At 73.0% G+C, this 20,520-nt stretch carries 19 protein-coding genes; 5 read left to right on the plus strand and 14 right to left on the minus strand.

The annotated features are described in order from the left end of the window. Nucleotides 1–5: 5 nt before the first annotated feature. On the minus strand, nucleotides 6–1,007 hold the full coding sequence (locus AC6JBM_RS33570; protein WP_497978018.1) for a glycosyltransferase family 4 protein: 1,002 nt from the start codon (nucleotides 1,005–1,007) through the stop codon (nucleotides 6–8). Nucleotides 1,008–1,131: 124 nt separating this feature from the next. Between AC6JBM_RS33570 and AC6JBM_RS33575 the strand changes: the two genes are divergently transcribed. Beyond that, nucleotides 1,132–3,477 (plus strand): putative bifunctional diguanylate cyclase/phosphodiesterase, encoded by a 2,346-nt coding sequence (locus AC6JBM_RS33575; protein ID WP_497978019.1) that lies wholly within the window; start codon nucleotides 1,132–1,134, stop codon nucleotides 3,475–3,477. On the opposite strand, the gene AC6JBM_RS33580 is transcribed toward AC6JBM_RS33575, so the two are convergent. Then, the gene (locus tag AC6JBM_RS33580) at nucleotides 3,446–5,077 is read right to left on the minus strand and encodes a RecQ family ATP-dependent DNA helicase (RefSeq protein ID WP_497978020.1); all 1,632 of its coding nucleotides are present in this window, start codon (nucleotides 5,075–5,077) and stop codon (nucleotides 3,446–3,448) included. The two genes, AC6JBM_RS33575 and AC6JBM_RS33580, sit on opposite strands and share 32 nt — an antisense overlap. 24 nt (nucleotides 5,078–5,101) lie before the next feature. Here AC6JBM_RS33580 and AC6JBM_RS33585 point away from each other — a divergent pair, with 24 nt between their 5' ends. Further along, the gene (locus AC6JBM_RS33585) at nucleotides 5,102–6,187 is read left to right on the plus strand and encodes an S-(hydroxymethyl)mycothiol dehydrogenase (RefSeq protein WP_497978021.1); all 1,086 of its coding nucleotides are present in this window, start codon (nucleotides 5,102–5,104) and stop codon (nucleotides 6,185–6,187) included. Between the two features lie 243 nt (nucleotides 6,188–6,430). Continuing rightward, a complete protein-coding gene (locus AC6JBM_RS33590; RefSeq protein ID WP_497978022.1) occupies nucleotides 6,431–6,994 on the plus strand; it encodes a PadR family transcriptional regulator in 564 nt (187 codons plus the stop codon). 151 nt (nucleotides 6,995–7,145) lie between these two features. Here the strand turns inward: AC6JBM_RS33590 and AC6JBM_RS33595 are convergent, their stop codons facing one another. Beyond that, on the minus strand, nucleotides 7,146–7,499 hold the full coding sequence (locus AC6JBM_RS33595; protein WP_497978023.1) for a DUF2795 domain-containing protein: 354 nt from the start codon (nucleotides 7,497–7,499) through the stop codon (nucleotides 7,146–7,148). 164 nt (nucleotides 7,500–7,663) lie between these two features. Between AC6JBM_RS33595 and AC6JBM_RS33600 the strand changes: the two genes are divergently transcribed. Both AC6JBM_RS33600 and AC6JBM_RS33605 read left to right on the plus strand, forming a co-directional pair. Next, nucleotides 7,664–8,410, plus strand: a complete 747-nt coding sequence (locus tag AC6JBM_RS33600) for a hypothetical protein (protein ID WP_497978024.1) — start codon at nucleotides 7,664–7,666, stop codon at nucleotides 8,408–8,410. 3 nt (nucleotides 8,411–8,413) lie between these two features. Continuing rightward, complete coding sequence (locus AC6JBM_RS33605; protein ID WP_350615407.1) at nucleotides 8,414–8,833, plus strand: ChaB family protein; 420 nt, start codon at nucleotides 8,414–8,416, stop codon at nucleotides 8,831–8,833. A 117-nt stretch (nucleotides 8,834–8,950) separates the two neighbouring features. On the opposite strand, the gene AC6JBM_RS33610 is transcribed toward AC6JBM_RS33605, so the two are convergent. The 11 genes from AC6JBM_RS33610 to AC6JBM_RS33660 form a co-directional block, all read right to left on the minus strand. Then, on the minus strand, nucleotides 8,951–9,838 hold the full coding sequence (locus AC6JBM_RS33610) for a DMT family transporter (protein ID WP_497978025.1): 888 nt from the start codon (nucleotides 9,836–9,838) through the stop codon (nucleotides 8,951–8,953). Continuing rightward, nucleotides 9,835–10,683 (minus strand): AraC family transcriptional regulator, encoded by an 849-nt coding sequence (locus tag AC6JBM_RS33615; RefSeq protein WP_497978026.1) that lies wholly within the window; start codon nucleotides 10,681–10,683, stop codon nucleotides 9,835–9,837. Before AC6JBM_RS33615 ends, AC6JBM_RS33610 begins: the two co-directional genes overlap by 4 nt. A gap of 163 nt (nucleotides 10,684–10,846) precedes the next feature. After that, entirely contained in the window at nucleotides 10,847–11,548 is a 702-nt protein-coding gene (locus AC6JBM_RS33620) for an ABC transporter ATP-binding protein (protein ID WP_497978027.1), read from the minus strand. Further along, nucleotides 11,545–12,246, minus strand: a complete 702-nt coding sequence (locus AC6JBM_RS33625; protein WP_350615401.1) for an ABC transporter ATP-binding protein — start codon at nucleotides 12,244–12,246, stop codon at nucleotides 11,545–11,547. The genes AC6JBM_RS33620 and AC6JBM_RS33625 overlap by 4 nt, the downstream gene beginning before the upstream one ends. Next, nucleotides 12,243–13,322 carry a branched-chain amino acid ABC transporter permease gene (locus AC6JBM_RS33630; RefSeq protein WP_497978028.1) on the minus strand — a complete coding sequence of 360 codons (1,080 nt, stop codon included), beginning with the start codon at nucleotides 13,320–13,322 and terminating at the stop codon, nucleotides 12,243–12,245. The genes AC6JBM_RS33625 and AC6JBM_RS33630 overlap by 4 nt, the downstream gene beginning before the upstream one ends. Further along, a complete protein-coding gene (locus tag AC6JBM_RS33635; RefSeq protein WP_497978029.1) occupies nucleotides 13,319–14,191 on the minus strand; it encodes a branched-chain amino acid ABC transporter permease in 873 nt (290 codons plus the stop codon). Before AC6JBM_RS33635 ends, AC6JBM_RS33630 begins: the two co-directional genes overlap by 4 nt. Before the next feature lie 4 nt (nucleotides 14,192–14,195). Then, entirely contained in the window at nucleotides 14,196–15,383 is a 1,188-nt protein-coding gene (locus tag AC6JBM_RS33640) for an ABC transporter substrate-binding protein (protein ID WP_497978030.1), read from the minus strand. A 21-nt stretch (nucleotides 15,384–15,404) separates the two neighbouring features. Then, complete coding sequence (locus AC6JBM_RS33645; protein ID WP_350615396.1) at nucleotides 15,405–15,983, minus strand: GTP-binding protein; 579 nt, start codon at nucleotides 15,981–15,983, stop codon at nucleotides 15,405–15,407. Next, nucleotides 15,980–16,372: a roadblock/LC7 domain-containing protein gene (locus tag AC6JBM_RS33650; protein WP_223102326.1), complete on the minus strand. Its 393-nt coding sequence runs from the start codon at nucleotides 16,370–16,372 to the stop codon at nucleotides 15,980–15,982. Before AC6JBM_RS33650 ends, AC6JBM_RS33645 begins: the two co-directional genes overlap by 4 nt. Before the next feature lie 57 nt (nucleotides 16,373–16,429). Beyond that, nucleotides 16,430–19,369, minus strand: coding sequence for a sensor histidine kinase (locus tag AC6JBM_RS33655; RefSeq protein ID WP_497978031.1), 2,940 nt, complete (start codon nucleotides 19,367–19,369; stop codon nucleotides 16,430–16,432). Between the two features lie 369 nt (nucleotides 19,370–19,738). Then, nucleotides 19,739–20,320, minus strand: coding sequence for an aldolase/citrate lyase family protein (locus AC6JBM_RS33660; protein ID WP_497978032.1), 582 nt, complete (start codon nucleotides 20,318–20,320; stop codon nucleotides 19,739–19,741). Nucleotides 20,321–20,520 lie beyond the last annotated feature (200 nt).

Here is a 20,520-nt window from a genome sequence, read left to right on the forward strand (position 1 = left end):
GGGATTCAGCCCAGCATTCGCCGGTAGAGCGCCAGATAGTCGTCCACCATGCGGTCGGCCGAGAAGCGCTCGAGCGCCCGGGCGCGCACCCGGGCCCGGTCCAGCTTCAGCGCGTCGTCGAGCACCCCGGCCGCCTCGGCGGCGTCCGCGGCCAGGTAGCCGGTGACCCCCTCGTCGACGATCTCGGGCATCGAGCCGAGCGGATAGGCGACGACCGGCGTACCGCACGCCATCGCCTCGACCACCGAGAGCCCGAACGGCTCGGCGAACCCGATCGGGTGCAGCAGCGCCGCGGCGGAGCCCAGGATCCCGGCCCGCTCGGCCGGCCCGACGTTGCCGCCGTAGACGATCTGCTCGCCGTCGACGTGCGGCAGCACCTCCCGCTCGTGGTACACCTCGTCATGGATCGGGCCGCAGATCAGCAGCCGGCGCCCGGTCGCGCGGGCGATCCGCACGGCCTCGGCGGTGCCCTTGTCCGGGTGGATGCGGCCGAAGGCCACCAGCGTCTCCCCCGGCGCCGGCTGGAACGGGAACTGGCGCACGTCGATGCCGTGGTAGATCGTGGCGGCGTAGTCCAGCCCCGGCCCCCGGTCGGCGTCGGAGATCGAGACGAAGGCCGACCGCGCGCGCTGGTACGCGGGCAGGATCGCCGGCGAGCAGAAGCCGTGCACGGTGGTCAGCAGCCGGCTGCGGCAGAAGCCGCTCATCGCCAGCGGCAGCCAGTCGAGGTTGTTGTGCACCAGGTCGAACTCGCCGCTGCGCTCGAAGCAGCGGGCGATGTGGATGGCCTCCCAGACGCGCCCGTCGTAGCTCGCGTCCTCGTTGTACGGCCGGCGCACCACGCCGTCGAGGCGGGCGGTGGTGACGGAGTCGAGGCTCGCGAAGAGCGTGACGTCCACGCCGCGGGCGACCAGGCCCTCGGCCAGCAGCGAGACGACCTGCTCCCACGGCCCGTACGCCCGCGGGGGCGTGCGCCAGGCGATCGGTCCGAGGAGTGCCACCTTCATCGCCGCCCCCTACCCCCGCGCCCCCGCGCGAATCCTCACGTCCGCGTCATCGGCTGCCGATAGGAACACAGCCGATGCCCCGTGACGAACATAACGGACAAAAGCCCCAACCGCAGGGAGAACGATGGCCGCCTGGCGCTGGTACGCGGGCCTCGGGCTCGGCGCCGTCGCGGTCGGCGGGTTCCTGCCGGTCATGGCGCGCCAGGGGCTCTACACGCTCGTCGGGGTCGCGGCCGCCGTGGCCGTCACCGCCGGGATGCGCCGCTACCGCCCGGCCGAGCGGCGCAGCTGGAGACTCTTCGCCGCCACGCTGTGGTGCTCGGTGGGCGCCGCGGTGCTCTACGCGGTCCAGATCGTCCTCATGGGCCGGCTCACCTTCCCGGCCTGGAAGGACCTGCCGTTCCTCGCCTCCTATCTCCTCATGGCCCTGGGCACCCTCGGCTGGGTGCGGCCCGACCCGGCCCGCCCGCGCGCCGAGCGGTTCATCGACTCCGGGATCGTCGCGTCCGGGGTGGCCGCGCTGTCCTGGACGTTCGTCGTGCACCCGCTGGTCTTCGAGCGGCGCCTGGACGCCGCGCATCTGGCCAGCCACCTGACGTACATCACGATCGACCTGATCCTCGTCGTGCTCGCCGCGCGCATGATCTTCACCGCGGCCGTGCGCAGCCCCGCGCACGCCCTGGTGTCGCTCGCACTGGCCACGGTCATCGCCGGCGACGTGGTCTACTACGCCGCCGTCGCCTGGACCGGCGGGACGAGCGGGGACAGCCTCTCGACGGTGCTCTATCTGTGCGCGTACACCCTCATCGGCACCGCCGCCCTGCACCCCTCGATGGCCGGGGCGGCCGGCCGGCCCGAGCGCGCGCAGCACGTCATCCCGCGCCATCGGGTCTACGTGTACTCCGTGCTGGCCCTCGTCGGCCCCGCGGTCGCGATCACCATGCTGCTCGTCGCCCGGCCGCTGCCGTCGCGCTGGTGGGTGATCGTCCCGCTGGCCACCTCCGTGGTCACCTCGGTGCTGCTCATCGCCCGGCTCAGCCAGCTCGTGCGCTTCGCCAACCGCCGGGTGCTCGAGCTCGACGCCCACGCCGTCGCGCTCGGCGAGGCGCTGCGCGAACAGGACACCCTCCGGCAGCAACTCACGCACCGCGCGCTGCACGACGCGCTCACCGGGCTCGGCAACCGCGCGTTGCTGCAGGAGCGGCTCGAGCACGCGCTCACCCGCACCAGCGCCGCGCACGGCCTGCTGCTGCTGGACCTGGACGGCTTCAAGGACGTCAACGACTCGTACGGCCACCCGGCCGGCGACGCGCTGCTGATCGAGGTCGCGGCGCGCCTCGTCGGGATCGTGCGCGTGTCGGACACGCTGGCCCGCCTCGGCGGGGACGAGTTCGCCGTCCTCATGGAGGACGCCGACGCCGAGCGGGTCGCGGCGGCCGGGCGGCGGATCATCGACGAGCTCGGCCGGCCCGTCACCGTGCACGAGCGCGAGCTGACGGTCACCGCGAGCGTCGGGTCGCTGCTCTTCGCCGCGCCCGCGACGCCGTCGGAGGCGCTGCGCAACGCCGACCTGGCCCTGTACGCGGCCAAGGCGGCCGGCAAGAACCAGCTCGCCGCGTACGAGGAGCGGCTGGCCAGCGAGCGCACCGAGCACCTGCGCATCGCCGCCGACCTGCGCCGGGCCATCGCGGCCGAGGAGTTCACGGTCAACTACCAGCCGGTGGTGGATCTCGCGACCGGGCGGGTGACCGCGGTCGAGGCGCTGCTGCGCTGGAACCGCGACGGCGTGGCGGTGCCGCCGCTGGACTTCATCCCGGTCGCCGAGCAGTACGGCCTGATCGTGCCCATCGGCACCTGGGTGCTGCGGCGGGCGTGCCGGGACGTGCGCACGTGGTACGAGCGCTTCGGCATCGCGGTCACCGTGAACGTCTCCGGCCGCCAGCTGCGCGAGGCGGGCTTCGCGCAGACCGTGATCGGGGCACTGCGCGACGCCGGGCTGCCCGGAACGGCGCTGATCATGGAGATCACCGAGACCGTGCTGGTGAGCGCCGGGGCGAGCGGGTCCGGGGCCGACGACGTGACGGCGACGCTCACCCGGCTGCGGGCCGAGGGCGTGCGCGTCGCCGTGGACGACTTCGGGACCGGGTACTCCTCGCTGGCCTACCTGCGCCACCTGCCGGTCGACATCCTCAAGATCGACCGCGCGTTCACGCCCGGCGGCGGGATGGCCGAGGAGCTCGCGTTCACCCGCGCGATCGTCGAGCTGGGCAACAGCCTGCGGCTGTCCTCCATCGCCGAGGCGGTCGAGACGCCGGAGCAGGCCGAGCGCCTGCGCCAGCTGGACTGCCCGCAGGCGCAGGGCTTCCACTTCTCCCGCCCGCTGCCGGCCGCCGACCTCGACGAGGTGCTCACGGCCTCGGGCGGGGTGCTGCGCGGCGCTACGCCTTCCGCAGCAGCCGGTGCTGCCTGACCACGGGAACGGACAGGGTCTTGTACCCGACCTGCTCGAACAGCACCGTCATCTGCTCGCCGGCGTAGGAGAGCACGACGCCCTTGCCCCACTCGCCGTGGCGGACCTCGGCGTGGATGGGGAACGGCGCGTCCTGCGCCGCGGCCAGCCCCGCGGCCGCGCTGCCGTCGGTGCAGTTGTCGCAGTGCCCGCAGATGCCCTCGAGGTGCTCGCCGAAGTAGGCCAGCAGCGTGCGGCCGCGGCACTGCTCGGTCTCGGCGAAGTTGCGCATCATGTCCAGCCGCGAGCGCGACGTCGTCTGCTGCCGCTCGGCCTGCGCCTCGGCCAGCTCGGCGGCCTTGGCCGGCGTCGGCGCCCAGCGCGGGGCCTTCACCTTGCCCCCGTGCAGCATCCGCGCGCCGCCGACCTCCTCCAGCAGGGCGAGCAGCTGCCCGAGCCGGCGCTCGCCGAGCCCGGTGCGCTCCTCCAGCTCGTCGCGGGTCATCGGCTCCTTCGCGGCCCGCAGCAGGGCCGCGAGCGAGGCGACCTCGTCGCGGTCGACGGAGACGTTGGTGAAGAACTTCCGAAGACCGGTGTCCTCGGTACGGTGCAGCAGCAGGACGTTCGCCGGTTGCCCGTCGCGCCCGGCGCGGCCGATCTCCTGCAGGTAGGAGTCCGGCGAGTCCGGCAGCGACACGTGGTTGACCCAGCGGATGTTGGGCTTGTCGATGCCCATCCCGAACGCGGTGGTGGCCACCATGATCGGCACCTCGTCGGCGAGGAACGCCTCGTGGGCCCGCTCGCGCTCGCCGGCGCTCATGCCGCCGTGGTAGGCGACGGCCGGGATGCCCTCGTGGCCGAGCTTCTCCGCCAGCTCCTCGGTGGCGCGGCGGGTCGGCGCGTAGATGATGCCGGGCGGGGCGGACTCCCGCACCCGGGCGATGAGGCGGCGCAGGCGCGTCTCCTCGTCGGGGCAGTGCACCGACTCCAGGTACAGATTGGGGCGGTCCAGGCCGGTGACCACGACCTCCGGGTCGCGCAGGCCCAGGCGCTCGATGATGTCCTCGCGCACCGGCGGCGAGGCGGTCGCGGTCAGCGCCACGATCGGCGGGCGGCCGAGCTCGCGGATGAACTGGCCGAGCTGCAGGTAGTCCGGCCGGAAGTCGTGGCCCCACGCGGAGACGCAGTGCGCCTCGTCGACCGCGACCAGGCTGGGCTTGAGCGCCTTGATCTGCGCGACGCGGGCCGGGTCGGCGAACTGCTCGGGAGTGAGGAAGACGAACTCGGCGTCGCCCTTGCGCAGCGACTCCAGCGCCTCCGCGCGCTCGGTCTTGCCCTCGGCGGAGGACAGCCGCACGGCGACGAGCTCCTCCTGGTTGCGCGCGGTCAGCGAGGCGATCTGGTCCTGCTGCAGCGCGAGCAGCGGCGAGACGACGATCGTCGGCCCGGGCAGCAGCGGGGCCGGCACCTGGTAGATGGCGGACTTGCCCGCGCCGGTCGGCAGCACGGCGAGGGCGTCGCGGCCCGCCATGAGCGCCTCCATCGCCCGCAGCTGCTCGTCGCGCAGACGCTCCCAGCCGAAACTGTCCTTCGCAACGCGCCGCAGTTCCTCCGCACTCATGGAAGGCATGGTAGGACCTCAGTTATGCCTATCGAGACGCAAGGCGTGGTCGCCCTCGGCAAGGGCCGGCCGGTCAGCTTGGAAACCATCATCGTCCCGGAGCCCGGACCCGGTGAGGCGCGGGTCGAGGTGCAGGCCTGCGGCGTCTGCCACACCGACCTGCACTATCGCGAGGGCGGCATCAGCGACGACTTCCCGTTCCTGCTCGGGCACGAGGCCGCGGGCATCGTCGAGTCCGTCGGCCCCGGCGTGACCGACGTGGCCCCCGGCGACTTCGTGATCCTCAACTGGCGCGCCGTGTGCGGGCAGTGCCGCGCGTGCCTGCGCGGGCGTCCGTGGTACTGCTTCAACACCCACAACGCCAAGCAGAAGATGACGCTGGCCGACGGCACGCCGCTGTCCCCCGCCCTGGGCATCGGCGCCTTCCTCAAGCACACGCTGGTCGCCGCCGGCCAGTGCACGAAGGTCGACCCGCGGGCCCCCGCCACGGTCGCGGGGCTGCTCGGCTGCGGCGTCATGGCCGGCATCGGCGCCGCCGTCAACACCGGCAACGTCGGGCGCGGCGACTCCGTGGCCGTCTTCGGCTGCGGCGGGGTGGGCAACGCGGCCATCGCCGGCGCCCGTCTGGCCGGCGCGTCGACGATCATCGGCGTGGACGTGGACGTGCGCAAGCTCAACTGGGCCACCGAGTTCGGCGCGACCCACGTGATCAACTCGCGCGAGACGGACCCGGTCGAGGCGATCCGGGCCCTGACCGGCGGCCACGGCGCCGACGTGGTCGTCGAGGCGGTGGGGTCGCCGCAGGTGTACGAGCAGGCCTTCTTCGCCCGCGACCTGGCCGGCACCGTGGTCCTCGTCGGCGTGCCGCGCCCCGACATGCAGCTCACGCTGCCGTTCCTGGAGGTCTTCGGCCGGGGCGGGGCGCTGAAGTCGAGCTGGTACGGCGACTGCCTGCCCTCCCGCGACTTCCCCATGCTCGTGGACCTGCACCTGCAGGGCCGGTTGCCGCTGGACAAGTTCGTGACGGAGACCGGCGGCCTCGGCGACGTCGAGGACGCGTTCCACAAGATGGAGCGCGGCGAGGTGCTGCGCACGGTGATCGTGCTCTGACTTCGGCTCTGCCCAAGGCCCGTGGCGTCCCGGCGCCGCGGGCCTTTTGGCGCGATATGTCGGGCGCTGGCGCGCCACGACATATCGGATTTATACCCCGACAGGTCTTATGCCGGATGTTGTGCCATGTTGCCGGGGCCACTATCGGGAGGGGTTGTCGGCGATAGGTTCCCGATATATCGTCGAAGTATCAGCGATACGATCCGACGATATGGGGGATGCGACATGAGGTCGCGACACGGAATGTTCGACACAGGGACCTGGCAGCGCGGGTTCGGCAGCTTCATCCCGCCCTTCCCGCCCGAGGGCGGACGCGGCGGCGGCTGGGGCCGCGGCGGGCACGGGCACGGCGGCCACGGACGGGGGCGCTCCCGCGGGGGCCGGCCCAACGTGCGCAACGCGGTGCTGGCGCTGCTGCACGAGCGCCCGATGCACGGGTACGAGATGATCCAGGAGCTCGAGCAGCGCACCGGCGGCATCTGGCGGCCGAGCCCGGGGTCGGTGTACCCCACGCTGCAGATGCTCGAGGACGAGGGGCTGATCGTCGCCGAGGAGAGCGGGGGCCGCAAGCGCTTCGTGCTCACCGACACGGGCCGCCCCGAGGCCGAGACGGCCGCGCAGAACGCGCCCTGGCAGGAGTACGGCGACGAGAACGTCTCGCAGGCCCAGGAGTTCCGCGACGCCGCGTTCGGCATCATGGACGCGCTGCGCCAGGTGGGCTTCAACGGCACCAGCGAGCAGCGGGCCCAGGCGCTCGAGGTCCTCACCGAGACCCGGCGCAAGCTCTACGCCATCCTCGCCGACTGAGGCGGGCACCCACAGACGCAATCCCCGGGGCGTGCGGGCCCCGGGGATTGACCATCTCCGACGAAGGAACGCGTCATGCGCTGGTGGACCGTTCGCCCGTCGCCGCCCTCCGGGCCGCCGCGGGAACCACAGCAGCCCGGCCCGGCCCCGGCTACGGCCGCCGCGCCGGATCCTCGTTCCGGCCGCCCAGCGCGGCCCACACCTGATTGACCGTCTCGAACCGCGTCCGGGCCGGCAGCGCGCGCAGCGCGTCCAGCACCTCGTCGGGCGCGCTCAGCCCCGTCGCGCCGGCCAGGAGCGCGTCGCGGTCTCCGGGGAGGCTGCTCTTCGGGATGTACCGTCCGAGATTGCTCCTGCCCTCGACCTCGTCCGGCGTCATGCCGACGGGGGCCCCGCCGGTGCGGTCTCCCTCGCCCCCCGGATCGACCCGGCGGGCCTCGATCTCGTCCTCGCGCCGGAGCCGCTCGTCGAGGGCCACTCCGTGCTTCGTGTTGCCTCGCTGCATGGCTTCCATAAAGGCGCACGTACCCGGGTGAAATCCCCCCAAACGGGCTCACCCTCGATTGGAAATCGGTGTGCCTGGGTAGCCGATGGCTATCCGCCCGATATGCCGCACGCCGAAACCCCCCGGTGTGCCGGACCGGGCGCTTCGCAGGAGGTGAGCACACAGTGGCACGCATCGGGCAGCTGTTCGGCGGACGCGGGAGCGTGACCGACCGGGACGGCGACGGCATCGACGACCGCGCCGAGCGGCCGGTCGTCGACCGCGACCGTGACGGCGTGGACGACCGTACCCAGCGGCCGGTCGTCGACCGCGACCGTGACGGCGTGGACGACCGCGCCGAGGTGGCCGGCGAGACGCGCACCTGGCGCCTCGGGCGTCGGCACGACAAGGACGGCGACGGTGTGGACGACCGCACCGAGGCGATGACCGAGCCCAAGACCGAGGCCAGGACCACGGGCGCCATCCCCGCCGCCGGGGTCATGGACCGCGAGAGCGACACGGCCGCCATGCGCCGCACGATCGACCGCGAGCCGGCCGCAGCGCCGGAGCCGGTGGTCGAGCCCGTACCCGTCCGCCAGGCCCCCGCGCGGGTGAGCCTGCTCGCCACGCTCGGCGTCATGCTGGGAGTCGCGGGCGTCGCGGCGGCGCTGACCGGGCTGCTCGCGCCGTGGGCGATCCCCGTCGGCGCGCTCGGGCTGCTGTTCTCGTTCGGCGGCATCATCGCCGGAGTGCGGCCCAACGTGGCCGGCCGCGGGCTCGGGACGCTCGGCGTGCTGATCAGCGGGGCCGCCGTGGTCTTCGGCATCCTCGCCATGACCGGCCAGGTCAGCTGGCTCGACAGCGACGTCGACCAGGTCGCCCGGCTCAACGACTGGCTGGACGCCCAGCTGCCCTGGATGAAGGACTGGTGACCGATGGCTCCCCGTAGGCCGCGCCCCTCGGATCTGCCCGCCACCCTGCGCCGCTCGGACAGGCACGCGCAGGCGACCTGGCAGCAGACCCACGACTCCGCCGCCGAGCAGTACGGCGACGGCGAGCGGGCGCACCGCACGGCCTTCTCGGCGCTCAAGCACACGTACGAGAAGGTCGGCGACCACTGGGAGCCCAAGGACGAGGCCGGCCCGAGCGACGCTCAGGCCGCGCAGCACGGCGCCGCGGCGCGCAACCGGCCGCGGCGCACCGCCGAGGGCGTGGACGCCAACGCCTCGAAGCAGCACCTGCTCGAGCTCGCGCGGCGCCTGGAGATCCGGGGGCGCTCGCGGATGACGAAGGCGGAGCTGGTCGAGGCGCTCATGCAGGCCAACCGTCGCGAGACGGCCCGCGCCCGCGGCTGATCGTGCGGGAGTGATGCCGGACGGGTTTCGGTTCTATCCGGCATTTCCCGTTTTATCGCCTGTCAGGCGATAAATCCGTTATGTCGTGGCGCGCCAGCGCCCGACATAACGGTGCGTTCACTGCGCGGGGGCGGGTTCCAGGGCGGGTGAGCCGCGCCGGGTCGCCAGGATCGAGCCCGCCAGGATCAGCGCAAACGCGACCCCGGTCAGCCACGTCACCGGCTCGCCGAGCACGAGCGCGCCGAGCAGCACGGCCACCGCGGGGTTGACGAACGTGATCACCGTGGCGCGCACGCCGCCGACCTCCGCGACGAGCGCGAAGAACAGGACGAACGCGAGCGCCGTGCAGATCACCGCGAGCGCGAGCGCGGCCAGGGCCGGGCCCGTGGTCACCTCGCGGGCGAGGGCGGGCACCTTCGGCACGGACACGGGCGCGAACAGCAGCGCGCCCACGACGAGGGAGGCGGCGGCGACGCCGTAGCGCGGTACGTCGGAGAGCCACCGCTCGATGATCAGCGGGCCGGCCGCGTAGCAGACGACGACGCCCACGAGCTCGAGCAGCGGCACGGGACCGCCGCCGCCCGCGTGGAAGCCCAGCAGCACCGCGACGCCCGCGAGGCCGACCAGCAGGCCGCCGGCCCGGCTCGCGGTGAGCCGCTCCGCGCGGCCGGTGAGGCGGGCCAGGACGGCCGCGACGAGCGGGACGCCGGCGATGACCAGGCCGGTGAACGAGCTGTCCACGTGCCGCTCGGCGTCGGAGAGCAGCAGCCAGGGCAGGCCGATCTCGACCACGGTGTAGGCGAGCAGGGGCAGCCACGGGCGCAGGGACGCTCGGACCTCGCGGCGGGCGAGGGCGATCGGCAGCAGCAGGACGGCCCCGACGGCGGTGCGCACGAAGACCAGCTCGGCCGGGCCGATCTCGCGCACGGCCACCTTGATCAGCAGGTACGGAATCCCCCACACCACACACATGGCGCTGAAGAGCAACCAGCCACGACGACTCATGCCCCCGATCTCACGCCGGTGCGCGGGTGCGCGTCTTGAACGCTGTTGCGGAATGCGGCCGGGGTGACGCCCGTCACCCGCTTGAACCAGCGCGTGAGATGGGCCTGGTCGGCGAAGCCCACGGCACCGGCCACGTCGGCGGGCGGGCGCCCCGCGGCGAGCAGGTGGCGTGCGTGGCACACCCGCTCCAGCACGAGCCAGGCGTGCGGCGGGAAGCCGGTCGCGTCGCGGAAGAGTCTCAACATGTGGTACGGCGACAACGCCACGCCCTCCGCCAGCTCCCGCAGGCTCGGGGCGCACCGCAGGTCGGCCAGCAGCCGATCGCGGATCTCGGCGACCTTGCGCGCCGCGGCCGCGTCCGAGGCCCGGATGCCGCCCCGCGGCTCCCGCAGCGCCCCGTGCCGCTGGATCACCGCCTCGAACGCCCAGACGAGCCGGGAGTGCGCGGCGAGCGGGTCGCGTCCGGCGGTGAGCTCCTCGTGGGCGGCGCGGATGAGATGCACGCTGCGCGGGTCGGTGACGATGGGCTCGCGGAACCCGGCGCGCTCGGTGCGGCCGTCGAAGAGCAGGGCCTCGCTGGGGTACAGCACGCGATAGGCCCACCCCTGCGGCTGCGCGGCCATCCCGTCGTGCGGCTCGTCCGGCTCGAGGATGGCGAGACTGCCGACGCCGGAGCGCAGCAGCTCGCCCCGGTAGCGCAACTGCTCCTCGCCGCGGGTGACCACGCCGATCGCGTAGGTCGCGTGCGAGTGGCGCGCGAACCGGTGCCGCCGGTAGCTGGCGGTGAGCAGGTCCAGCGTGTGGCGGCCGTCGTCGACCCGCGACCACTGCGCCGATTCGCCCATGGCGCGCACGATACTCCGGCCACGGCTCCCGCGGCTTTCGCCGTCTACCGGCAGGTTTGCCCGAAAAGTCGGGCGCTGCGCGCCGCGACTTTTCGCCTTTATGCCCCGGCGAGCGAAAAATCGGCTTATGTCGCGGCGCGCAGCGCCCGACATAAGGACACGATCACGCGTGCGTGGCGACGCTCAGGACGTGGTCGGTCAGCGACGGGTTCGCGCGCAGCTCCGCCGCGGTGTGCTCGGCCGCCACGACGCCGTCCGCGAGCAGCGCCACCCGGTCGGCGACCGCGAGCGCGTGCTCCGGCTGCTGCTCGACCAGCAGCACCGTCAGGCCGCCCCGGGCCAGCTCGGCGACGACGGCGCGGACGCGGTCGGCGAGGTCGACGGCCAGGCCCTCGCACGGCTCGTCCAGCAGCAGCACGGCCGGCTGGGTGAGCAGCGCCCGCGCGATGGCGAGCATCTGGGCCTCGCCGCCGGAGAGCTGGTCGCCGCGGTTGCGCATGCGCTCCCGCAGCCGCGGGAGCAGCTGCAGGACCCGGGCCTGGGTCCACTCGCCGCGGCGGCGGGACAGGCTCAGGTGCTCGGCGACCGTGAGGCTCGGGAAGACGCGGCGGCCCTGCGGTACCAGGGCGATCCCGGCCCGGGCCACCCGGTGCGCCGGGCGGCCCGCGAGCTCGGTGCCGTCCAGGGCGACCCGGCCGCTGCGGGGCTTGATGAGCCCGCAGATGGTGTGCACGAGCGTGGTCTTGCCGGCGCCGTTGCGCCCGAGCACGGCCAGCGCGCCGCCGGTCGGCACGGTGAGGTCGACGCCGTGCAGCACGGTGCCGCCGCCGTACCCCGAATGCAGACCCTGAACCGTGAGCGTCACGGTGTCACCCCCGCGTAGGCGGCCTTGACCTCGGGCGAGCGCCTGGTCTCGGCGACGGTGCCGGTGTGGACGTGCCGGCCGGAGTGCAGGACGGTGACGTGGTCGGCGAAGCCGTACACCAGGTCCAGATGGTGCTCGACCAGCAGCACCGCGACCGTCTTGGGCAGCTCGGCGAGCAGGCCCGCGAGCAGCTCCACCTCCGGCGGGGCCAGGCCCGCGGCCGGCTCGTCGAGCAGCAGCAGGCGCGGCTCGCCGGCCAGGGCCATCGCGAGCTCGAGCTGGCGGCGCTGGCCGTGCGAGAGACTGCCGGCCCGCGTGCCGGCCACGTCGGCGAGGCCCACGGCCGCGAGGTACTCCCGCGCGTTCGGCCGCAGCCGGCCCCACGGGCGCCGGGCGGCGACGAGCACGTTCTCCATCGCCGTGAGCGTCGGCCACACGGCCGGGTGCTGGTGCGTGCGGCCGATGCCCAGGCGCGCGCGGCGGGCCGGGGCCAGCCGGGTCACGTCGCGGTCGTCGAAGTGGATCCGGCCCGTCGTCGGCCGCTGGGCGCCCGCGATCAGGTTGAGCAGCGTGGACTTCCCGGCGCCGTTGGGGCCGATGAGGGCCCGCCGCTCCCCCGGGGCCAGCTGCAGCGCGACGCCGTCGAGCGCGGCCAGGTCGCCGTAGCGCCGGCCGAGGTTCTCCACCCGCAGGATCATCGCGCCGCTCCCGGCTCGGAAACAGGATCGGAGACCTGCTCGGAGACCGTCTCGCCGGCCGTGACGGGCGCGCGCGGCGCCGGGATCCGGGCCGCCGGGGGCGGGCCGGACGGGGGCGCCGGCCGCGACCGCGGGCGGACGAGGCGGTTGAGGTAGGACAGGGCCGCGTGGTCGCCCAGCAGACCGTTGGGCAGCAGGTAAACGCACGCGATGAACAGCAGCCCGAGCAGCAGCGGCGCGTGGCCGGCCTCGGCCACCCAGTCGCGGGTCGCGACCACCAGACCGGCGCCGATGAGCGCGCCGACCATGGACGTCGCGCCGCCGATGACCACGGCGAGCAGGATGAGCGCGGCGACGTCGAAACCGCCGTCGCCCGGGGAGACGTACGACTGCTCCGTGAACAGCAGCGCGCCGGCCACCCCCGCCAGGGCGCCCGCGGCCACGTAGGCGACCGTGAGGTATCCGGCGACCGGGTGCCCGCTCGCGCGCATGCGGCGGGCGTCGTCGCGCGTGGCGCGCAGCAGCGCCCCGGCCGGGGAGCGCAGCACGAGCAGCACGAGACCGACGAGCACGCCGACGACGGCGAGGGTGTAGAGGTACCGCGACGACTCCGTGTCCAGGTCGACGAGGCCCGGCAGCGGGGTCACGCTGGTGAGCACGGAGATGCCGTCGGTGCCGTGGGTGACCGACTTCCAGCGCCCGGCGAGCGTCGACGTCAGCTCGCCCAGGGCCAGCGTGATCATGAGGACCACGACGCCGCGGGCGTACACCACCAGCGGGGCGGTGATCAGCGCGAACGCGGCGCCCATGCCGGCCGAGGCGAGCAAGTGCACGACGCCGATGGTGTGGCCGTGCTCGATGAGGTTCGCGGTGGTGTACGCGCCGACGAGGAAGGGCGCGGTCTGCCCGAGCGTCGGCAGGCCCGCGACCCCGGTGAGCAGGGCGACGCTGACCGCGAGCAGGCCGATGATGAGGATGCGGGTCAGCATCCCGGTGGCGTAGCGGTCGAGGGTCCACGCGAACGAGACCAGCAGGGCCAGGACGGCCAGCGTCAGCAGGTACCGCAGAAATCTCATGCCGACCGTCCCGACGGCAGCAGACCGCGCGCCCGCGCGGCCAGGGCGAGCGCCATCGCGCCGAAGAGCACGAAGGGCGCGATGGTCGACAGGTCCGGGTTCGCCACGCCGATGGTCTGGATCTCGCCGACCGCGATCGCCGCGACCAGGGCGCCGGCGATGGAGCCCATGCCGCCGAGGACGACCACGACGAGGGACAGCATCAGCACGAGGTCGGCGGTGCGCGGGCCGGCGCCGATGATCGGGGCGCCGAGCGCGCCCGCGAGCCCGGCCAGGGCACCCGCGCCCGCGAGCACGCTGGTGCGCACGGTGAACGGGGAGACGCCGAGCATGGCGACCATCTCGCGGTCGTCGACCGTCGCGCGCACGAAGTGCCCGGCCCGGGACCGGCTCACCACGACGAAGAGCGCGGCCGCGATCAGCGCGGCGACGATGATGAGGGCGAGGCGGTACCCCGGGTAGTTGTGCCCGGCGAGGTCCACCGGCCGGTCCAGCGATTTGGGCACGGTCAGGGCCAGCTCGTCCTTGCCGAACATCGCGGTGAGCCGGTCGCCGGCCACCAGCGCGACGCCGAACGTGAGCAGGGCCTGGGCGAGGTGGCCACGGCCGGCCAGCGGCGTCAGCAGCAGTGAGAGCAGCGCGCCGCCGAGGCCCGCGGCCGCGGTGCCGACCAGCACCGCGAGCGCGAGCGATCCCCAGCTGCCGTCGCTGATCTTCGCGGCGGCGTACGCACCGAACGCGAAGAGCGTCCCGTGCGCGAGGTTGAGCACATCACCGACGCCGAAGGCGAGGGTGAGCCCGGCGGCGACGACGAACAGCAGCAGGCCATAGGCCACGCCGTCGACCGCCGGGATCAGGTACGCGTCCAAGGAACTACTGGCCGACCGTCGCGAGGTCCTGCACCAGCGTGTTCGCCAGCGCGCGGCCGTCGGCGCGAACCTGGCGCAGGTACCACTTCTGGACCGGCGCGTGGTTCTTGCCGAACTGCCACTGCCCGCGCGGGCTGGAGATCTGGCCCAGCTTGGCGACCTGCTCGTTGATCGTCTCCGCCGTCACGTTGCTGCCGGCGGCGGCGATGGCCCGGTCCAGCACGGCGGCGGCGTCGTAGGACGCGACGGCGTACGTGGTCGGGGTCGCGTCGGGGAACTGCTGACGCCAGGCGGCGACGAACTTGCGGTTCTCCTCGTTGTCGAGGTCAGGCGAGTAGTTGCAGGTGGTGAAGACGTCCTTCGCGGCGTCGCCCTCGGCCTGCAGCACCGAGCCCTCGGTCAGGAACGCGCCGTACAGCGGCAGGTCCTTGATGTCCGACTGCTTGTACTGCTTCACGAAGTCGATCGCGGCCTTACCGGCGTAGAAGGTGTAGACCGCCTTGGCCCCGCTGGACTTGATCTGGCTGAAGTACGGCAGGAAGTTCGTGGTCTGCGGGAACGGCGTCCACAGCGTCTTGCCGCCGGGGTTGGCCAGCTGCCCGCCGATCTTGGCGAACTCGGTGGTGAAGCCGCCGACCTCGTCGTAGCCACCCTGGTAGTCCGGGCCGATCGCGAAGACCGGGCCGTTGACCTTGTCCTTGATGTACTGCGCGATGGACTGGCCCGGGTCCGAGGACATGAAGCTCGTCGTCCACACCCCGTTGAGGTCCTTGAGCTCGGGGCGGCCGTTCGAGCCGATCAGCGGGATCTTCGCCTGGGCCAGCAGCGGCGCCACGGCGGCCACCGAGCCACCGCCGACGATGCCGGTCATGGCGATGACGCCCTCCTCCTTGACCAGCTTGGTCGCGGCGGGAACGGCGGTCTGCGCGCCGTCGCCCTCGTCACCGATCTTGAGGTCGATCGGGTGGCCGCCGAGCTTGCCGTCGTGCATCTTCAGGTAGAGCTCGAAGCCGTTCTTCAGGTCGGTGCCGACGGCCTGGTAGGTGCCGCTCAGCGAGCCGAGGAAGCCGATCTTCAGGGTGGACGCCGCACCGGCGCTGCCGGACTTGTCGTCGTCCTTGGCGCACCCGGCGCCGGCAAGCACCAGGCCGGTGGCCAGCGCGATGCTGACCAAACGTCGTGGCAGGAACATTGTTCTCCTTGAGGGGGGTTTCTAGCGGCGAGCGCCGGCGCGCTGCGCAAGGGCGTGCTCGGTCACGGCGACGAGGATCTCCTTGGCCGACGCCCGCGACCGAACGTCGGCGTCGAGCATCGGAACGCTGCGGTGCACGGCCAGCGCGTCCCGGATGTCCTCGAGGTGGTAGCGCGCCGCGCCGTCGAAGTTGTTGACGGCGACGACATAGGGCAGTCGGCGGTTCTCGAAGTAGTCGATGGCGCCGAAACAGTCCGCCAGCCGCCGCGTGTCGGCGATGACGACCGCTCCGATGGCCCCGCGGCACAGCTCGTCCCACATGAACCAGAACCGCTTCTGCCCCGGGGTGCCGAAGAGGTACAGCACCAGGTCGGAGTAGAGCGTGATGCGGCCGAAGTCCATCGCCACCGTGGTGCTGCCCTTGTCGGGCACCAGCGAGGCGTCGTCGTGCGCGAGGCTGGCGGCGGTCATGACGGCCTCGGTGGTCACCGGCGGGATCTCCGAGATCGCGCCGACGAGGGTGGTCTTGCCCGCGCCGAACCCGCCCGCGATGATGATCTTTACGGCGGTCGGGCGTCCGCGCCGGTGCGGATCGGTCACATCTGTCCCCGTATGGCGGGCGTCAGCGCGTCGCCGATGCGGTTGGCGAGCTCGGTCATCTCGTAGGAGACCTTGCCGACGTCGGCGTTCGGCGAGGCGAGCACGAGCATCGACGCGCCGTCGCTGAAGGCCATGCAGAACATGAAGCCGCCGTCGAGCTGCGTCACGTTCGAGATGACCTGCCCCGCGTCGAAGAAGCGCGCGGCTCCGGCGAGGAGGGCGACGAGACCACTGCCGGTGGCGGCGAGCTGGTCGGCCCGGTCTCGGGGCAGGGCCCGGGTGTGGGCCAGCACGAGACCGTCGGTGGAGATCGCCAGCGCGTGGCTGACGTCGGGGGTGCGGCTCGCGAAGCTATCCAGCAGCCAACCGAGATTACTCGGGTCGGTCACAGACGTGGTCCTCTCCAGCTGTTGCATATACATCCCAACGGTTCCCCCCGGAGCCGATCAGCTTTGCGGGCGCCGGTTCGCGACGCCTCGTGCGTATGCCGACATCGCCGCGGCCACCCGCGAGGGGTCGCGCTTGGGCGTGCCCGTCTGCATCGGTGCGCCCGGCCGCTGCTGCGTCGGCTCGGCCGCGCCCGGCACCAGCTGCCGCCCGGCCGCGCGGACCGGCAGGCCCGCCGCGGTGGTGGAGCTGACCTGCGGCGTGGCCGCCTCGGCGGCGGCGCGCCATCCGGCGTCGGCCGCGCTCTCCCAGTTCTTCGGCTCCGGCGCGGCCGCCTGCGGGGCCGCGGCCGAGGTCCCGGCCGAAGCCGCGGCCGAGGTCCCGGCCATCGCGCCGACGGGCTCGGGCTCCAGGCCGGGCGGGGTCTCCACGTGGAACCAGCCGCTGACCGAGTTGAAGATCGGCAGCTCCATCGCGTCGTCCTCGGCCGAGGCCAGGATCGACGAGACCTCGGGCTCCGGCAGCGGCGGCCACATGCCGGGCCCGGGCGGGGCCGGCTGGGCGTGCGCGGGCGGCGGCGGGTACGCCGGCGCCTGGTAGGGCGCCGCATCCCGGTACTGGGTGTCCTGGTACGACTGCGCGTCCTGGTACGACGGTGCGTCCTGGTACGACTGGCCGTTCTGGTACGACTGGCCGTTCTGGTACGGCTGGGCGTCCGGCAGCGGCTTGTCGTAGTCCGGCGCCGTGAACACCTGCGTCGTCGCCGAGGACTGGATCGGCGTGAGCTCCTGGGTGGCCCACTGCTGGGCCGGCACCTCGAACAGGCTCGGCTCGCTCGGCCGCGCCTGCGGCGTGAACAGGTCGTTGCCCGGCCGGGAGCCGTTGCCGTTGTGCTCCGGCGCCCCGACGGTCGCGGGCGCCAGCTGCGGTCCCCGCTCCGACGCCATGATCGGGCGGAAGACGTCCTTGGGGATGACGATCTCGGCGAGCGTCCCGGTGTGCTGGCCGGGGCGAAGGGCGACGGTGATGTTGTACCGCGCGGCGATGTGCCCGACCACGGTGAGTCCCATGGCTCGCACGGCGGCGATGTCGATCGCCGGCGGCTGCGCGAGGAGCTGGTTGAGCTGCTCCCGCCGCGCCGGGGAGAGCCCCACGCCGACGTCCACGATCTGCACGATCACCCGGTCGCCCAGGGCGCTGGCGGTGACCCAGACCTCCGACTCCGGCGGCGAGTAGCCGGTCGCGTTGTCCAGCAGCTCGGCGAGCAGGTGCACGATCTCGTCGACGGCCTCGGCGACCACGGCGACGTCGTCGTCCACGCTGCCGAAGCGGACCCGCACGTAGTGCTCGATCTGCGAGATCGCGGCCTGCAGCACCTTGCCCAGCGGGGCATCCTCGCGCCGGACGCGCGCGGCGCCCGAGCCACCGAGGACGAGCAGGCTCAGGTTGATCCGGGCCATGCGGGTGGCCAGGTGGTCGAGCTGGTACAGCTCCTGCAGCCGGTCCGGGTCGGTCTCGTCGCGCTCGACCTTGTCGACCTGGGCCAGCACCGCGTCGACCAGCCGCTGCTCGCGGCGGGAGAGGTGGACGAAGATCTCGGCGACGTTGGACCGCATGACGGCCTGCTCACCGGCGATCTTGACCGCCTCGCGGTGGACGGCCCGGAAGGCCTGGGCCACGTCGGCGACCTCGTCGGAGCCCGCCACCACGAGGGTCGAGCTGGCGCGGTCGGCGACCTCGTCCGGATCGACGGTGCCGGGCGCGGCGGCGCGCAGCTCGGCAACGACGGAGGGCAGCTGGTCGTACGCGACCGTCCGCGCGGCGTCCTGCAGGTAGCGCAGCCGCCGGGTCAGGCGCCGGGCGACGAAACCGGTGAGCACGATGGCGACGAGCAGGACGACGACCACGCCCGCGGTCTGCAGGGCGGCCTGGGTCATCTGGTCGTCGTGCACGACCGTGACGGCCTGCTCGATGTTCTCGTCGACCTGCTGCTCGACCTGGTACAGCAGGCCCTCGTAGCCGGACATCGCGTTGATCCAGGCGGCCGACTCGAAGCCGATCCGCTGGCCGGGCGCGGTGCGGCCGACCTGGTCCTGGAGGCGCTGGGCGGCGACGACCTGGTCGCCCATACCGGCCTGCTCGTACCAGGTCCGCCACTCGGCCGGGGCGAGCTGGGTGAACGCGACCGACTGCTCCGTGAAGCTCGTGCGGGTCGCGGTGATCTCCTGCTGCAGCGCCGGGGTCAGCTCGCCCGCGGCGATCGCGCGGAGCACGGCCGCCTGTTGCTGGCCGATGGCCTCGGCGGCGCGGGAGAGGGCCGCCGCGGCGCGGATCTCGTCGGCCAGATCGGTCGGGGCGCCGGAGCGGGCCACCGACTCGCGGTACTCCAGCAGGTCGGCGATCGTGATCCGGTAACTGAACGCGACGGCGGAGACCGAGGCCCGCTTGTCGTTGCGCACCTGGTCACGCAGCTTGGCGAGGGCCCCGAGGTCGGCGTCGATGCGCTTGAGGGTCTCGGAGTCACCGCCGCCCGCGAGGTTGTGGCGCTGGTCGTTGTACTTGCGCACGGCGTCGTCGGTCAGCATCGACTGCTGCTGGAAGGCGTCCTGCTGGGTCGCCTCGTTGTGCAGGACCACGTTGACGGCCGCGGCGCGCTCGCGTTGCAGCGCGTGTGCGAGACCACCGGCGTCGGTGGACAGGGCGGAGAGGTCCTGGAGGGTTCGCGCCCGGTTCACCTCCTGCACGGTGGCGATGAAGGCGACGCCGGCGAACACGACGACGGCGACGAGCGGAAGGGCGACGATGAGGCGGAGCTGGTCGACGATGCGCCGGCCGGCGCGCTGCCCGGAGCGAGCCTCGGGGGCGCGGCCCGGGGGCAGCGGCTCCTCGCGGCGGGCCAGGGCGGCGGTGTGGCGGGTTGGCCGGCGCTCGGGGCTCTGCCGCGGGTCGCGACCCTGCCGTTGGGCGGGCACGGGCAGCGAGCTCTGGCTTTGGGTCACGAAAAGTCCCCGCAGGCATCCGAGATTGACAATGCACGTCGGACGCGGGCCCAGCCGGAACGGGCAAGTGGCTCATTCCCTGGCTGTCGCATCGACGTTGTGCACAATCACAGAGCGGCCGATCCGTGTCAATACCGACGTACGTGATCGAACGACGATCGCCTCATTCCGGCTCATCCGTTCGCCGCCGGTGAGTCAACCCGTACGGACCCAAACGGCTGTACCGGACCGATTTCCGACTGATGTCTTCCGATATAGGCAACCCCGGTGTGATGTTAACTTTACGTTGCCGCAATGATCACAGAATGCATTGTCGACAATGCAGACAGTCACTAATTGTCGTGTGGAAATATCATTTGCCGACAATGTTCATGCGCAGGCAAATATCTCGGCGGCCCGCCGCAGCTGTTCGTCACCCTCGCAGAGCCGCCCGCCGAAGCCCAGCCTGGCCAGACCCCGGCAGGACTGCTCAAACCGGCCCGGATCAGGGCATACGTCCGCGACGGGCGGCCCGAGGCGGGCGGCGGCGCCGGCCACGACGGTCATCGAGCGCAGCCACAGCAGGTCACGCTCGGTTGCCGCACCCATTCCGAGCTCGGCGCGCAGGGCGGCCTCGCCGAGTAGCAGCCGGGTGACCCTTGGTGCGCGGGCCAGCTCGGCGGCGGCGAGGAGGCCGGCGGCCGTCTCCACGGCGGGCATGACGGCGATGCTGCCCACCGGGAGGCCGATCGACTCCTCGGCCTCGGCCAGGGCGGCTCCCAGGGCGGCCAGTTCGGGGGCTGAGGTGGATCGGGCGGGGCAGACGCCGGCGAGGCCGGGGGCTACTACGGCTCGGGTGGCTCGGAGGCCTTGGTCGCCGGGTGGGAGGCGGACCCAGCCGCCGGGGCCGATGGGCGCGTGGTCGTGGAGGCGGGCGGGGCGGGCGCCGGCTACGAACAGGTACGTACCCATGGTCTGATCTTCGGGGTGATCAGGGGATTTGGCCACTTGGAGGGTTCTTTTCGCCGCGGTGCGGGCGCTCGCCGCGCGGCTCTGACTCGCGGGCCGGCCCTGACTCGTGGCGCGGGCTACTTCGCTCGCTGCATCGTGTTCGCTGCGTCGCCTTTGCCTGTGCGCTCGCCGCCGCCGAACTCGCTGCACCGCCTTCGCCG

Source organism: Dactylosporangium thailandense (genome assembly GCF_059739745.1).